At 61.0% G+C, this 14332-nt stretch carries 14 protein-coding genes and 1 pseudogene; 6 read left to right on the top strand and 9 right to left on the bottom strand.

Annotated features, from left to right (window positions below):
• The first annotated feature begins 191 nt into the window (after window positions 1-191).
• Complete coding sequence (locus IB254_RS12765) at window positions 192-1079, top strand: LysR substrate-binding domain-containing protein (protein ID WP_192417517.1); 888 nt, start codon at window positions 192-194, stop codon at window positions 1077-1079.
• Window positions 1080-1336: 257 nt separating this feature from the next.
• The gene (locus tag IB254_RS12760) at window positions 1337-2257 is read left to right on the top strand and encodes a LysR substrate-binding domain-containing protein (protein ID WP_192417516.1); all 921 of its coding nucleotides are present in this window, start codon (window positions 1337-1339) and stop codon (window positions 2255-2257) included.
• Here IB254_RS12760 and IB254_RS12755 read toward each other — a convergent pair.
• From IB254_RS12755 to IB254_RS12745, 3 genes are all read right to left on the bottom strand, one after another.
• Window positions 2178-2771, bottom strand: a complete 594-nt coding sequence (locus IB254_RS12755; RefSeq protein WP_192417515.1) for a DinB family protein — start codon at window positions 2769-2771, stop codon at window positions 2178-2180. The genes IB254_RS12760 and IB254_RS12755 overlap by 80 nt on opposite strands.
• Window positions 2772-2842: 71 nt before the next feature.
• Entirely contained in the window at window positions 2843-3952 is a 1110-nt protein-coding gene (locus IB254_RS12750) for an NAD(P)/FAD-dependent oxidoreductase (protein ID WP_192417514.1), read from the bottom strand.
• Window positions 3953-3976: 24 nt separating this feature from the next.
• Complete coding sequence (locus IB254_RS12745; RefSeq protein WP_008043517.1) at window positions 3977-4765, bottom strand: SDR family oxidoreductase; 789 nt, start codon at window positions 4763-4765, stop codon at window positions 3977-3979.
• Between the two features lie 96 nt (window positions 4766-4861).
• On the opposite strand from IB254_RS12745, the pseudogene IB254_RS12740 reads away from it, so the two are divergent.
• Window positions 4862-5171: pseudogene (locus IB254_RS12740) on the top strand (helix-turn-helix domain-containing protein); the annotation flags it as partial.
• Window positions 5172-5210: 39 nt separating this feature from the next.
• Here IB254_RS12740 and IB254_RS12735 read toward each other — a convergent pair.
• The gene (locus tag IB254_RS12735) at window positions 5211-7910 is read right to left on the bottom strand and encodes a C2H2-type zinc finger protein (protein WP_318653015.1); all 2700 of its coding nucleotides are present in this window, start codon (window positions 7908-7910) and stop codon (window positions 5211-5213) included.
• 214 nt (window positions 7911-8124) lie between these two features.
• On the opposite strand from IB254_RS12735, the gene IB254_RS12730 reads away from it, so the two are divergent.
• Complete coding sequence (locus tag IB254_RS12730; protein WP_192417512.1) at window positions 8125-8442, top strand: DUF2388 domain-containing protein; 318 nt, start codon at window positions 8125-8127, stop codon at window positions 8440-8442.
• 69 nt (window positions 8443-8511) lie between these two features.
• On the opposite strand, the gene IB254_RS12725 is transcribed toward IB254_RS12730, so the two are convergent.
• Window positions 8512-9441 (bottom strand): pyridoxal-phosphate dependent enzyme, encoded by a 930-nt coding sequence (locus IB254_RS12725; RefSeq protein ID WP_192417511.1) that lies wholly within the window; start codon window positions 9439-9441, stop codon window positions 8512-8514.
• A 102-nt stretch (window positions 9442-9543) separates the two neighbouring features.
• Window positions 9544-10335 carry an SDR family NAD(P)-dependent oxidoreductase gene (locus tag IB254_RS12720; RefSeq protein ID WP_192417510.1) on the bottom strand — a complete coding sequence of 264 codons (792 nt, stop codon included), beginning with the start codon at window positions 10333-10335 and terminating at the stop codon, window positions 9544-9546.
• Between the two features lie 124 nt (window positions 10336-10459).
• Between IB254_RS12720 and IB254_RS12715 the strand changes: the two genes are divergently transcribed.
• The gene (locus IB254_RS12715; protein ID WP_192417509.1) at window positions 10460-11404 is read left to right on the top strand and encodes a GlxA family transcriptional regulator; all 945 of its coding nucleotides are present in this window, start codon (window positions 10460-10462) and stop codon (window positions 11402-11404) included.
• 396 nt (window positions 11405-11800) lie between these two features.
• Complete coding sequence (locus tag IB254_RS12710; protein ID WP_192417699.1) at window positions 11801-12460, top strand: methyltransferase family protein; 660 nt, start codon at window positions 11801-11803, stop codon at window positions 12458-12460.
• Between the two features lie 123 nt (window positions 12461-12583).
• On the opposite strand, the gene IB254_RS12705 is transcribed toward IB254_RS12710, so the two are convergent.
• The 3 genes from IB254_RS12705 to IB254_RS12695 all read right to left on the bottom strand — a co-directional run bounded on the left by IB254_RS12705 (window position 12584) and on the right by IB254_RS12695 (window position 14271).
• The gene (locus tag IB254_RS12705; RefSeq protein ID WP_192417508.1) at window positions 12584-13252 is read right to left on the bottom strand and encodes an HAD-IA family hydrolase; all 669 of its coding nucleotides are present in this window, start codon (window positions 13250-13252) and stop codon (window positions 12584-12586) included.
• Window positions 13253-13328: 76 nt separating this feature from the next.
• The gene (locus IB254_RS12700) at window positions 13329-13736 is read right to left on the bottom strand and encodes a response regulator (protein WP_192417507.1); all 408 of its coding nucleotides are present in this window, start codon (window positions 13734-13736) and stop codon (window positions 13329-13331) included.
• Window positions 13737-14007: 271 nt separating this feature from the next.
• Window positions 14008-14271: a pentapeptide MXKDX repeat protein gene (locus IB254_RS12695; protein ID WP_192417506.1), complete on the bottom strand. Its 264-nt coding sequence runs from the start codon at window positions 14269-14271 to the stop codon at window positions 14008-14010.
• Window positions 14272-14332 lie beyond the last annotated feature (61 nt).

Below are 14332 nucleotides of genomic sequence, written 5' to 3'. Positions count from 1 at the left end.
ATGTCTCGTAAACCTGTAGGAGCCGGCTTGCTGGCGATTGAAGCGAAGCGGTGTGCCTGAAAGGACGCCATCGCCAGCAAGCTGGCTCCTACAGAGAGCGGTGTTTGCTTTACCGTTGAGCCAATCCTAGATTGCGAGGATCGGACCGTCCAAGACATAATGCGCAGCACTTGAGTCCCTATAGGTCTGACATGATCGACATCCGCCAATTGCGCTACTTCGTCGCCGTCGCCGAAGAAGAACACGTCGGTCGCGCCGCCGAACGCCTGCATATTTCCCAATCGCCCCTGAGCCGGCAGATCGCCCAGCTTGAGGAACGCCTGGGCCTGACCCTGTTCGAGCGCAGCCAGCAACGCATCCGCCTGACCCGCGACGGCCAGACCTTTCTCGCAGAAACCCGCGCCCTGCTGACCCACGCCAATCGCCTGGAATCCCTCGGCAAACGCCTGGGTCGGGGTGAAGAAGGCGGCCTGTGCATCGGCTACATCGAAAACGCCATGCACGCCGGCGTCTTGCCCAATGCCCTGCGCGTGCTGCGGGTCGACCGACCGAACGTGCACGTCGCGCTGTACAACCTCAGCTCCGCCGAACAACTCGAAGGCCTGCGTCAGCGTAGTCTCGATATCGCACTGGTCAGCGAACCGCCCGTCGCCGACGATCCGGACCTGCTGGGTTTTCAGGTGCTGGACGACCCAATGCTGCTGGCGCTACCCGAGCATCATCCACTGGCCTTGCAAGCGGAACTGACCCCGACAGATCTGGCCGATCAGGAATGGATCGGCGTGCAACACCGCCAGAACTGCGCGAGCCGCGACGACTTCATCAGCGCCTGCATCCGCGCCGGTTTCACCCCGGACATCCGCATGGAGGCGACTGAGCCGTTCACCGCGCTGGGGCTGGTGGCGTCGGGGCTGGGGATCGCGATGATTCAGAAAGGCTTGAGCCGCAATGCGCCGCCCGGTGTGGTGCTGCGGGAGGTGCCGTGGATTTCATTTACCACGCCGCTGTGGGCGGCGTGGCATCGGGTGAATTTGCGGCCGTTGGTGGAGACGTTCAGGAAGATGCTGACTGAGCCATAAACAAGGGGGGATGATCAGAATACCCATCCGCCAAACGCGATCCTTCTGTAGGAGCCAGGCTTGCCGGCGAAGGCGATCTCATGAACGCCTTCGCCGGCAAGCCTGGCGCCTACAGAATCGTGGGATGTTCAGCTATGGGGGTTCACACCAAACCTGTAGGAGCTGGCTTGCCGGCGATGGCGATCTCATGGACGCCTTCGCTGGCAAAGGTTTGGTGCTTTACTGGAAAGACCCCGCCCCCTGCGAGTAGCCCCGCCATGAACCGCAATGACCTGCGCCGCGTGGACATGAACCTGCTGGTGATTTTCGAAACCCTGATGTTCGAAAAGAACCTGACCCGGGCCGGGGAAAAGCTGTTCCTTGGCCAGCCTGCCGTCAGCGCTTCACTGGCCAAGTTGCGTGATCTGTTCGATGACCCGCTGCTGGTGCGTAACGGCCGTGTGCTGGAGCCGACCCAGCGCGCGCTGCAGATTCTGAAAGAGTTGCAGCCGGCGATGGACACCATTTCCGGCGCAGTCAGCCGGGCCAAGGATTTCGACCCGGCCACCAGCCGCGACGTGTTCCGCATCGGCCTGTCCGACGACGCCGAGTTCGGCCTGTTTCCGCCGCTGCTCAAGCAGATCCGCGAAGAGGCGCAGAACGTCGTGGTGGTGGTGCGGCGGGTGAATTTCCTGCTGATGTCGTCGATGCTCGCCAGCGGCGAAATTTCCGTCGGGATCAGCTACACCACCGAATTGCCGGCCAACGCCAAGCGCAAAAAACTGCGCGACCTGAGCGTGAAGATCTTGCGCGGCGACAATCGGCCCGGTGTTCTGACACTGGATGATTACTGCGAGCGGCCGCACGCGCTGGTGTCGTTTTCCGGGGACCTGACCGGGGCCATCGACAATGACCTGGCGCGCATCGGCCGTTCACGCCGCGTGGTGTTGGCGGTTCCGCAGTTTGCCGGGCTGCGCGCCTTGCTGGCCGGCACCGACATGCTCGCCACGGTACCGGATTACGCCGCGTGTGCGCTGATCGAAGGCAGCAGCCAGTTGCGCGCCGACGACCCACCGTTTGACATCAACCTGTCCGAACTGTCGATGGTCTGGAACGGGGTCAACGATAACGATCCGGCAGAACGTTGGTTGCGCGCGCGAATTGCCCAACACATGTCGGCGCCACTGCCGGGGGGTTGAGCGAATTGAAATCCGGATCGGTCTCGCGCAGGAAGATCGGCAGGTCCGTCATCGGCGGCATGGCCGGAATGTCGAAGTACATCTGAATCACCCAGCCACGGTGATAACTGGCGTGATTGACCACGTGCAGCAGCATCGCGCCGGCGCTCATGGTGCCGCTTTCGCCCGAGACGAACGTGAACTCCAGGGGCTTATCCAGCGAGGCGTCGGTCTGGCGTTCGCTCCAGTCGCAGTACCAGTGATCGATGTCTTTTTGTGCCATGCGCAGATCGGCGAGCTCGGGATGCAGCAGATCGTGCGAAGTCTTGAAGCCGTGCCCCCGGCCTTCGAGGTGGGCCTGCCAGATGCAGTCCACGACGTAGATGTGGTTCAGCGTGCCAATCATGTTCTTGAACACCGAGACCCGTTCTTTGTTGACCTCGCCCGGTGGCAAATCGGCCAGGCTGTCAAAGAGACGTTGATCGGCCCAGCGTTTGTAATCGGCCAGCATGCGGGCTGTGCGTACGTTAATCATTGGAGGTCTCCCATTGCGATGGGCGCACTGCAAAGCATAGTCCTCGTGAGGCGTGGCAGCTCAAACGCTGATCATCGGTCGCCCAGTGCCTGCGTTACACGCTCGGCCAGCGCCAGGCAACTGGTCAGCCCCGGCGATTCGATGCCGAACAGATTGACCAGTCCGGGCACGCCATGCGTGGCGGGGCCGCTAATGATGAAGTCGGCGGCGGGCTCTGTCGGGCCGGTGATTTTCGGGCGGATGCCGCTGTAGGCCGGTTGCAGGCTGTCATCGGACAAGGCGGGCCAGTAACGCCGGATGGCCTCGTAGAAACCATCGGCACGGCGCGGATCGACGCGGTAATCGACGTGATCGACCCACTCGACATCCGGTCCGAAACGCGCCTGCCCACCCAGATCGAGGGTCATGTGCACCCCCAGCCCGGCACTCTCCGGCGCCGGATAAACCAGGTGCCGGAACGGCGCGCGGCCGCTGAAACTGAAATAGCTGCCCTTGCACAAACGAGCCGTTGGCACGTGCTGCGCCGACAGCCCCTCAATGCGGCTCGCCACCTCAGGGGCGGACAACCCGGCGCAATTGATCAACTCGCGGCAGCTCAGGGTCATCGGCTGGACGCCGCCCATCTGCAATTCGAAACCGTGTTCGCTGCATCGGGCTGACATCAGTGGCGTATGAAACGCCATCGACGCCCCGGCGGCCTCGGCGTCCGCCTGAAGCGCCAGCATCAGCGCATGGGAATCGACAATCCCGGTGGAAGGCGACCAGAGCGCGGCGACGCAGGACAGCGCCGGTTCCAGGTCACGGGCCTGGTTGGCGTCCAGCCATTGCAAGTCATTGACACCATTGCGGATGCCCTGCTCCAACAACTTCTGCAACGCCCCGCGCTGGTCATCATCAGTGGCGACGATGAGCTTGCCCAGTCGCTGATAACCGACGCCACGCTCATCACAAAAGGCGTAAAGGCGTTGTTTGCCCTCCACGCATAATTGCGCCTTGAGGCTGCCGCTCGGGTAATAGATGCCGGCGTGGATTACTTCCGAATTGCGCGAACTGATGCCCACGCCAATGCCCTCGCCGGCTTCGACCAGAATCACTTCGCGCCCGCTGCGGGCCAACGTTCTGGCCACCGCCAGCCCGACCACGCCGGCCCCGACCACCACGCATTCGATATCGACACTCACCTGCCCTGCGCTCCTTTTAAACGATCAAAACGTGCCGGGATAACTGCCGCCGTCCAGCAACAGATTTTGCCCTGTCAGGAAACCAGCGTGGGCGCTGCAGATGAATGCGCAATAAGCCCCGAACTCATCAGGCTGGCCAAAGCGCTGGGCCGGCACGTTTTTGCGCCGCTGTGCGCTGATGCTCTCGACGCTGGCACCATTGGCCTCGGCGGCGGCGCTCAGGGTTTTGTGCAGGCGCTCGGTCTCGAACGGGCCTGGCAACAGATTGTTGATCGTGACGTTGTGCCCGGCCAGCCGCGACTGCCGCGCGAGCCCGGCGATAAAACCGGTCAGGCCACTGCGGGCGCCGTTGGACAGGCCCAGCACATCGATCGGCGCCTTCACCGCGCCGGAGGTGATGTTGACGACGCGTCCAAAACCGCGCTCCGCCATGCCATCGACACAGGCCTTGATCAGCTCGATGGGCGTGAGCATGTTGGCATCAAGCGCCTTCAACCAGTCTTCGCGTTGCCAGTCGCGGAAGTCACCCGGCGGCGGGCCTCCGGCGTTATTGATCAGGATGTCCACCTGCGGGCAGGCCGCCAATACTTGTTCGCGGACGGCCGGCTCGCTGATGTCGCCGGCCACCGTGCGCACTTCGATGCTCGGCGCCAGGCCACGTAATTCTGTGGCGGCGGCTTGCAATGTTTCGTCGCCACGGGCGTTGATCACCAGGTTCACGCCCTCCTTCGCCAAGGCTCGCGCACAGGCCAGCCCCAAGCCCTTGCTGGCGGCGCAGACAATCGCCCAGCGACCCGATATGCCCAATTCCATGACGATGCTCCCGACGGTTCGAAAACCTAACGTTACCACCGTGCGCCGTCGGGATACTCCAGGGAATCAGGCTTGTTCGGCAATTCAATTGTTCCGGATTATCACGAGTGGATCGCCCAGAACCTCAGCCACGCTAACCTCACGATTGAAGTGCTGGCCCAACACGTGCAAATGAGTCCCGCGAAACTTTGCCAGGGTCTACAAACTCAAGACCGGTCGCAACCCGGCCAAAGCGGTTGAAGTGCTGAGGTTGGAAGCGGCCCGGCAGTTGCTGGGAGAGTCAGAGCGCAATATTGAGCAGATTGCCCGGGGGGTGCGGGCTGGGGATGAGGAGCGGATGCGGTTTACGTTTCAGCGCAATTTGGGGGGTTCGCCGAGGGAGTATCGGAGGCGGTTTTCGCGGTGATTTGGACGTTTAGGGCAAACTTAATTAGTACCGGCACGGCTACCCCCCGGTGTGAGCGCGTCGCAGATGGCGCTTCAAGCGATCGTTAGTCGTAAAACCCTTCTGGCAAATCGGGCAGCTGTGGTTCTTTTCTCCAGCGTGGGTTCGTTCATGCCTCACCAAGTTAGAACTGGCTGCAGATTTATAGGAGCACTGTGAGCAACTGAACGGCTTTTCGTTGGTATGGATTCGTACATGTTTCGTCAAATCACTGCTGCGCGCAAAACTTCGAAAGCACTGCGAGCAGATTAACGGCTTTTCTCCGGTGTGGATTTGTATGTGTTTCGTCAAAGTATTTTTCTGCGAAAAACGCTTCTCGCAAATCTCGCACGGGTAAGGCTTCTCTCCGGTGTGGATTCGTTGATGAACCTTCAAAGCATGTCTCTGCGAATATGTTTTTTGGCATTCAGGACACCTGAACCGCGTATTCCTGACGCGCGCCTGACCCGTGCCGGTCCCATATGCCACGGCGGACGTCGAGGGTCGAGGGTCGTCGGTCTGACTCAGGGAAGGCGCCGCTTGACTGGTTGCGAGCATCGGTGACGCCGGAGCCAAATCCATCGCTAGGGTAGGAGAAAGTGGCAAAAACATGACGGGCGTTGGGGGAGGTTCAGGGATCTCGAGAGCAAGTCGTTCGGAAAGCCCTGGCACCAATTCGGACGCGGCGAACTCGGTGAAGATATCGGTTGCAGCAGGGTCACCTTGTTCAAAACCTTCCGCAATTTCTCTGGCGATTTGCAGCAAGTACTGGTCGGAATACGGAGCAAGGGGCTGCCCGTCATTCTTCACCAGCCCATCCCTATCGAAATACCGCAGCGGCGAATTCCCGACAAACCCATACCGATTCACCCCGTCCACCTCCCCCGCAGGGTCCGGATTGAGCCAGCCATGCTGCCACGCTGCGTAATACCGATAACCGTAGTAATACAAACCAGTGGCGTCACGCTCCTTGCCCGAGTAACCCTTGGTCTTGTACGAGGCCTTGGCGGCGTGATGCGCCACCCACCACGCCCGGCCACCAAACGGCAGATAGCCTTCGTCACTGATCACCGCGCCCTGCTCGTCCAGTTCCAGCTGGCTAGAACCGAGGTGATCGCTGACGCTGTAACTCAAATAATCGTTGTCCACGCCGGAGGGCGGTGAGCCGACCCAATGCCGCAGCCGCACCGTGTTGCGCCCGGCTTCGATGTCCAGCACATGCCGCTCGGCGCCATCGGCGGTGCGGTGGATTTCCAGACCCGGCAGGTAGCGGACGTCGGCGATCAAGGTGCGGCGTGAGGTCAGTTCGCAGCGCACTTTGCGCAGGCGTTTGCCACCGCCGCCGTAGCGATAGAATTCACAGTCGTCCGAACCGTCTTCGCGGGTGACTGGCGACACCTGACTCAACTGATTGCGCGCATCCCAGCGCAGCGTTTGCCCGCGCAGCAGGTGAAGCTGATTACCGTTGCCGTCGAACTCGCGGGCGAAATCCGGCGGTGGATCGCCATCATGCGCGATCACCCGGCGGTTGCTGCCCACGTCCACCGCCCAACGACGGGTGTACGGTTGCGCGCCGAGGTGCCGCAACTCCAGCGGGTTACCGCCAGCGTCGTAATCGTATTCTTCGCGGTAGTTGACCAGCGCATTCGGGTCGTTGGCGGCGCGGTAGACCTCGCGGCCGGTGGCGCAAATCAACCGGTACAGGCTGTCATAGGTGCAGGTGCTGACGGGGTCGACGCGCTGGTTTTTGAAATAGGTGGTGGTTTTGGCCTGGTCATCGATCCGCAGCGGATTGCCGACCGGGTCGTAGGTGTAATGCAGCTTTTGCAGCGGCGGTTGATTGGGCAGGCCGGCACTCAAGTGCAACAGACGCGCGTCTTCCGGGCTGAACTCGGCACGGGTGATCACGCCGTTGCCTGCCGTTTCCTGCTCGACCAGCCCGCCAGCGTTGTAGCGGATCTCGCTGACCAGCGTCACCTCGGCCTCGCCCTGGCACTGCAAGGAAACCGCACGCAATTGCCCGGCGCAGGTGCGGCTGAACCGTCGGCGGTTGAGCATGGCATCGGTCTGCGTCGCGACCTCGCCCAGCGCGTCGTAGGTCCAGTGACTGTCGAAGCCGGGTGTGGGTTCGAGCAAGGCATTGCGCGCTTCGATATCCAGCGGCCAGTGCACGGGATCGGGTGATGCAAGAAAGTGACTGCTTTCCAGCAACGGCAGGCCGCGCAGGTTGTAATCGGACATGTGCCGGGTGGTGCTCGGATCGTCGTGGCGGATCAGCTGCCCGCATTGATTGCGAGCGTTGCCGCCGGGGTCGCCGTACTGGAAGCGTTCAACCACTCGCGGTGTTTGGTCCTCAAGTTGTTCGGTCACCTCGATGGGGCGCAAGTGTTGGTCATAGGCGCGTTGCTCGGTGCTGCGACTGTCCCAGCGTTGCAGGATCTGACCCGCCGGGCCCAACAACGACAAGGTCCAGCCTGAATCGACGCTGACGTTCAGTAACTCGTTGCCGGACAACCCGCGAAGGGAGGTTCGATTCGGCCCACGCCCCGCAGCCCCCAATCGCGGATCAAAGCGCGCCACTTCCCGCCCCAACGGATCAAACACCTGCCCGGTGATCTGCGACTGCGCCGGTTGTCCCGCCGCAGAACGGCAGTAAGCCACTGCGCGCACCGCCAGACGTCGCGGGTCAAAGACCGCGAGATCGGGAGTGTGGGTGTCCACGCCAAGGCTGTTCATTCAGGTTGAATAACATGCGACGCAAACGGCGACTACTGACAGAAATAACAGGTCAATCCATGCGAATGCCATCAGCCGAGCGGATCCAAACCCGCGCATTGAAGTGATTGTGTGTGCGGCAAGGAACTCCTGACGGCCCCCGCGTATCCTAAATTATGTGGTACTTCCATTACGCTTCATGCTTTCAGAGGACACCGTCATGCGCCGTCTGATCATCATTTCTTCCCTCGTGTTGTGCGTACCCTTCGGCTCGGCTTTCGCGGATGTGGATGCGGGCGATGTGGCCACCTCGGCCGGGGTTTCCGCTTCGTTGTACTCGACGTTCAAGGACGACAAACTCATGATCCCCGCCCGGGATGATGCCTCCAGCTTCGTGGCCAGTGGCGGTGCGATTCGTGGGGTGTATCTGGAGTCGGTCATGCAGCAGATCCGTCAGGACAACCCCGGACTGAACGCCAGCGATGAAGACCTCGCCAGAGCGATTCTGATCCAGGACGGTACCGCTGCCGGGCAATGAAGGCTGAAACATTCGCGGTGGGGCTTGTGACACCTGACCAGGCGTTTACGGCCCTGCTTCACCTGCCGGCTACTTTGCGCTTTCAGCGGATGAACGCGCCCATCCGGCAACGAGTTGTGCGTTGATGCTGACGCCACCGCACACCACGATCACCACGTCATGGGCATCGGCAATGGCCGGGTGGTCCAGATAGCCGATTGCCAACGAAACACCGCACGCCGGTTCAACCAGCTGGCGCAAATCGTTGGCGTAACGCACCACGCCCATGATCGCTTCATCATCGCCGAGCACCACGCATTGGTGAGGAAAATCGAGGATGTGTTGCACTGGCCAGGCGGCCACTTTAGCCGCGCCGAGCGAGGTGGCAACGGTGTCAATGCGCGAAAGCCTGACCGGATGCCCGGCCTTGATCGCGGCCGAAAAAGACGCCGCGCCCAGGGTTTCGCAGGCGATGATGCGGCAATCCATACGGCCATGCCGAATCAATCCCGTAAGAATACCTGCCAACAAACCACCGCCCCCCACCGACGTCACCAGCGTATCGACTTGAGGGCAGTCCTCGAGAATCTCATCGATCATCGTGCTGTGCCCTTCCCACAACACCGGATGATCGAAGGCCGGCACGTATTCGGTGTCCGCCCCTTGTGATAGCTCCTTCGCCCGCTGATTGGCGTCGTCCCAGACCTTGCCGTGAACGATCACTTCGGCACCGGTTTTGCGAATCCTCGCGCGCGTGCTTTCCGGGGTGGTGTGTGGCACCACGATGCAGGCTTGCAACCCCAGGCTGGCCGCCGCGACAGCGGTAGCGAAACCGGCGTTGCCACCGGACGGACAGACCACCTTGCGTTTGCCCTCGGCCTTTGCCTGGCTGCACAACAGCCCCATGCCACGCAGTTTGAACGAGCCGCTGGGTTGGAGGTTTTCCAGCTTGAGCCAGATCCGCCGAGTGGGGGTCGACAAACCCGGGTGCAGGATCAGGGGGGTTCTGATGTGAAGCATGTTGGGTTCCTCGGGCGCGCACCGACCAGTCGAGTTTTTCAACCAGCCGGTGTTGCACGGTCCTTATCCAAGCTTAGATCACCCTGGCCCGAGCTTGCTGTTTCAACGATAACGCGGTGCCGCCGTGGAGTTGCCGAACAAGCCCGACAGGGTTTTGCGCTGGGCTTCGTAACGATCCCACTGCTCGCCATCGTGCAGGCCCGGAATGGTCACCACTTCCCCGCTCGCAAGCCCCACCAGCGCGGCATCGACCATGTCTTCAGCGGTCATCACGATCTCCTGCGGCAGGTTTTCCACCGGGTTGCCGGCCTCGCTCCAGAAGTCAGTCGCGGTGGCGCCGGGCAGCACGGCCTGAATTCGGATGCCTTTGTCCGCCAATTCGTGGTGCAGCGATTGGCTCAGACCCAACACAAATGCCTTGGTCCCGCCGTACACGCCGTTGAGAATTTCCGGCGCAATTGCGACGATCGAGGAGATGTTGATCACGGTTCCGGTGCCACGGGCGACGAAACCTGGCACAACCGCATAGGCCAGGCGCATCAGCGCGGTGACGTTGAGGGTGATCATGTCTTCCATGTCATCCACCGGGCTGCCCAGCAGCGGCATCACGGCGCCGACCCCGGCGTTGTTGACCAGCAATGTAATGCTGGCGTCGTTACGCAGAATGCCTTCAACCCGGCGCAGATCGGCCCGGTTTTTCAGGTCAGCGGCGACCACTTCCACGGCGCGCCCGGTTTCGTTGCTCAGGTGATTGGCCAGGGCGTTCAGTTTGGCCTGGCTGCGGGCGACCAGAATCAAGTCATACCCCTGACGGGCGAGACGGTCGGCGTAGACCGCGCCGATGCCGGAAGAAGCGCCCGTGATCAGGGCGGTGCCTTTGGACGAGAGAGCCATGTTCAGTTTCCTTCACGGTGAGGCGAGGTGTTCGCCGGGTGTGAACAGTTATAAATTGACTGACGCTTGTCTCAAATGACGTTTAAAGTACGTTTTCAGGACATATCCTTTTGAGGAGCCGGCAATGACTTCCGTAGCGTTTGTGGTGTTTGAAGGCTTCCAGTCCATGGCGCTGGCGGCGATGCCGGTGTTCGAATACGCCAACTTCAGCGCTGGCGAGACGCTTTATACGGTGAGTGTGGTGTCCGAAGACGGCCGCACCTTGCGCGCCTCCGGTGGGTTGAGCGTTGGCACCGAGGCGTTTGGTGAGCGGGTGTTCGACACGGTGATCGTGGTCGGCGGCGATGCCATTCTCGAGCAGGCGCCCGAGGGGGTATTGAATTACCTGCGCGCCAGCATCAAGACCGCACGGCGCACGGCGTCGATCTGTTCCGGTGCCTTTGTGTTGGCCCAGGCGGGTCTGCTTGAAGGACGTCGGGCGACCACGCACTGGGCGTACGCACGGGAACTGCAGGCGCGGTTTCCGTCGATCAAAGTGGAAGAGGATCGCATCTACGTGGTCGACGGTTCGATCTGGACGTCCGCCGGGATGACCGCCGGTATCGACCTGGCGCTGGCCATGGTTGAAAAGGATCACGGCGCCGAACTCGCCCGCGCCGTGGCGCAGAAACTGGTGATGTACCACCGGCGCGCAGGCGGCCAGTCCCAGCACTCGGCGCTGCTGGAACTGGAGCCGAAATCCGACCGCATCCAGACCGTGCTCGGTTATGCCCGCGAACACCTCGCCGAAACGTTGTCGGTGGAACACCTGGCGGACGTGGCGAGCCTCAGCCCGCGCCAGTTCAGCCGGGCGTTTCGCGCCGAAACCGGGCAATCGCCAGCCAAAGCTATCGAAAACCTGCGCCTGGAAGCGGCTCGGCAGATGCTGGAACGCGGGCGGTTGACCCTCGATCAGATCGCCACCGAAACCGGTTTTAGCGACCGCCGGCGCATGCGCGAAGCCTTCCTCAGAGCCTTCGGCCAACCGCCACAAGTGATTCGCCGCAGCGCCCGAGCCGAGGTCCTGTAGGAGCCGGTCCACCGTCATGCACACTATTTGTAGGAGCCAGCTTGCTGGTGATTGGCCCTTGAGGCAGATGGTGATTTTGAAAATGCCATCGCCAGCAAGCCGGCTCCTACACGGTCTGGGACAATCCCCGTGTCCTCCGTCATATGCACCGTTTGTAGGAGCCGGCTTGCTGGCGATTGGCCCTTGAGGCAGGCGGTGATTTTGAGAACGCCATCGCCGGCAAGCCGGCTCCTACAGGGTCTGGGACAATCTCCGTGTCCTCCGTCATATGCACCATTTGTAGGAGCCGGCTTGCTGGCGATTGGCACTTGAGGCCGGCGGTGATTTTGAGAGTGCCATCGCCGGCAAGCCGGCTCCTACAATGAATGGTGTATTCGTTGAATGTGCGGGGTGACTATGAAGATCTCGGCCAGATTGGCGTTTTTCGCCATTGTCAGCACCCTGGCCTACCTCGGGCTCGCCGTATGGGGGCTCGGCGGGTGGGCCGCTTTTTTCTCTCACGGGGCGCTGGTGGTGGTTGTGTTGGCGACGCTGCTGATGACGGTCGCAGCGCTGTTCACCGAGGTCAACCTCAGCTCCGGCGAACGTGAAGACCGGGCCAATCGTTGGGTGCTGCCGGCCTTCGGGGTGATCGGGATAGCGAGCGGTTTTCTACCCGCCTACACCGACCGGATCGACTTCTGGACCTTCGGCGGCGAAGGCGTGCGTTGGTTCGGGGCGTTTTTGTTCATCATCGGCGGTGCGTTGCGCATGTGGCCGGTGTTTGTGTTGGGCAAGCGATTCAGCGGACTGGTGGCGATTCAGCCGGGGCATAGCCTTGTGACAGAGGGGATTTATCGCCGTTTGCGCAACCCCAGCTATTTGGGGATGTTGGTGATTGCGGTGGGTTGGGCGCTGGCGTTTCGTTCTGGCGTTGGCCTGTTGCTGGCAGCGCTGACGGTGATCCCGCTGATTGCCCGCATTCACGCGGAAGAGGCGCTGCTGCGGGCGCAGTTTGGCAGTGAGTATGAGGCGTATTGCAGCCGTAGCTGGCGGTTGATTCCTGGTATCTACTAACGCCGCGGCCCTTGTAGGAGCCAGCTTGCTGGCGATGGTGTGTCAGCCACATTGATATCGACTGATACACCATCGTCGGAACGCCGCCCGCAGCAAGCTGGCTCCTACAAGGGGATGGTGTTGTTACAAAGGAAGCAGGCGGAGATGGCCGTCGGGGTCGACCTGGACCGCAACCGACTCGTAGCTGACCATCGTCGCATGCGGCGTTTCGATCGGATGGTCGTGAGTCGAGGTAATGATCAACAGGTCTGCCCCTGCGGCTTGCGCGGCGAGAATGCCGACGATGGCATCTTCGAAAATCAGGCAATCAGTCACTTCAACACCTAACCGCCTGGCCGCCAATCGATAACCCGCCGGATCGGGTTTGCCGGCGCTGACGTCTTCCGCCGTGACCATCACCGCTGGTTCGGGAATCCCCGCCGCCGCCATCCGGCGAAGCGCGAGCGCTTTGGGCGCAGATGTCACGATGGCCCACTGGCTGGCTGGCAGCGACGTCAGGAAGTCCGCCGCCCTGCGCACCTCGACAATTCCCTCGACATCATCGATTTCCGCTTGGGTAATCCACGCTGCTTCAGCCTCGGCATCGACACCCGGCAATGCCTGGCGGTTGACGGTGTCGATGGCCCGGACGCCGTGAATGGTCGGCAGAAAAGACTCCACATCCACGCCATGGCGCAAGGCCCAGACGGTCCAGATGCGCTCGGCGGCGGCGATGGAATTGAGGACGGTGCCGTCCATATCGAACAGGAAAGCGCGATAAGGCTTGTTGAAAACCGATGGTTGAGCTGACAAGGATGAGCGTCCTTTTGCAAGAGCCTGGCGAGTTTTGCCGAGCAATGTAGCATTGGCTTGTCCGCCGCGTGTTGTTTCAGCCAACCGTCTTCGACTTCAACGCACCTTCCACGCAATCGAGCAACTGCCCAAGCGCCCAGGGTTTCTTGATGAACGACACCTCATGCCGCACGCCGGAAGTCTGCGGCGTTTCGAAGCCGGACATGATCATGATCGGCTTGTCCGGCCAGCGGTCGCCGAATTGATTGGCCAGATCGGCACCATTGAGTGTGCCAGGCATGGTGATGTCCGTCAGCAGCAACACCACCTTGTCTGCGTGCTGCTCCAGGTAACTTGCCGCAGCATCCGCACTGATCTGCGGTTCGACGGTGAAACCTTCCTCCTGAAGAACTTCGCAGAGAAACTCCAGGATCAGCGGGTCATCTTCAACCACAAGAATCAACCCGCCTGGAAGGTTCTCGCCCGCCGTCGATACTGGACACATGACTTTGCCACTCCCTGATTGCCGAATGAATTCGCGGGCTCAAATCCGCTGCCTACAGGTATGAGCAGCGGACTCGGCGGAAATTCATTTTTGATACAGGGAGTCGACGAAATCAGGCGTCCTGCAAAATCAGATCGGCGCCTTTCTGGAATGCAACAACCTGTAGGAGCGAGCCTGCTCGCGAAGACGGCTTAAAATTCAACATCACTGTTGACTGACATGACGCCTTCGCGAGCAGGCTCGCTCCTACAGGGGGTCGGGTTGTTTTGGCTTACTGCGACATGTTGTCCTTTTTCATGGTGTCCTTGGACATCTCGTCTTTTTTCATCCCGTCCTTGGACATGGCATCTTTCTTCATCGTGTCCTTGGACATCGAATCCTTTTTCATCATCGTGTCTTTTTTCATGGCGTCCTTGGACATCGAATCTTTGCTCATACTGTCATTGCTCATGCCGTTGGTGGTTTCGGCGGCAAACACGCTGGCAGCACCTACGGCGAGGCACATGGACAATACGACGGTGGTCAACTTTTTCATGATGAAACTCCTTGAAGCACAGGTTGCGATTGAACGCAGCGTGAGCCGCGCTGTGAAGTTG

Source organism: Pseudomonas sp. PDM03 (assembly GCF_014852385.1).
In the GTDB taxonomy this organism is placed as follows: Bacteria; Pseudomonadota; Gammaproteobacteria; order Pseudomonadales; family Pseudomonadaceae; genus Aquipseudomonas; species Aquipseudomonas migulae.
This window is presented reverse-complemented; position numbering and strand designations above follow the sequence as displayed.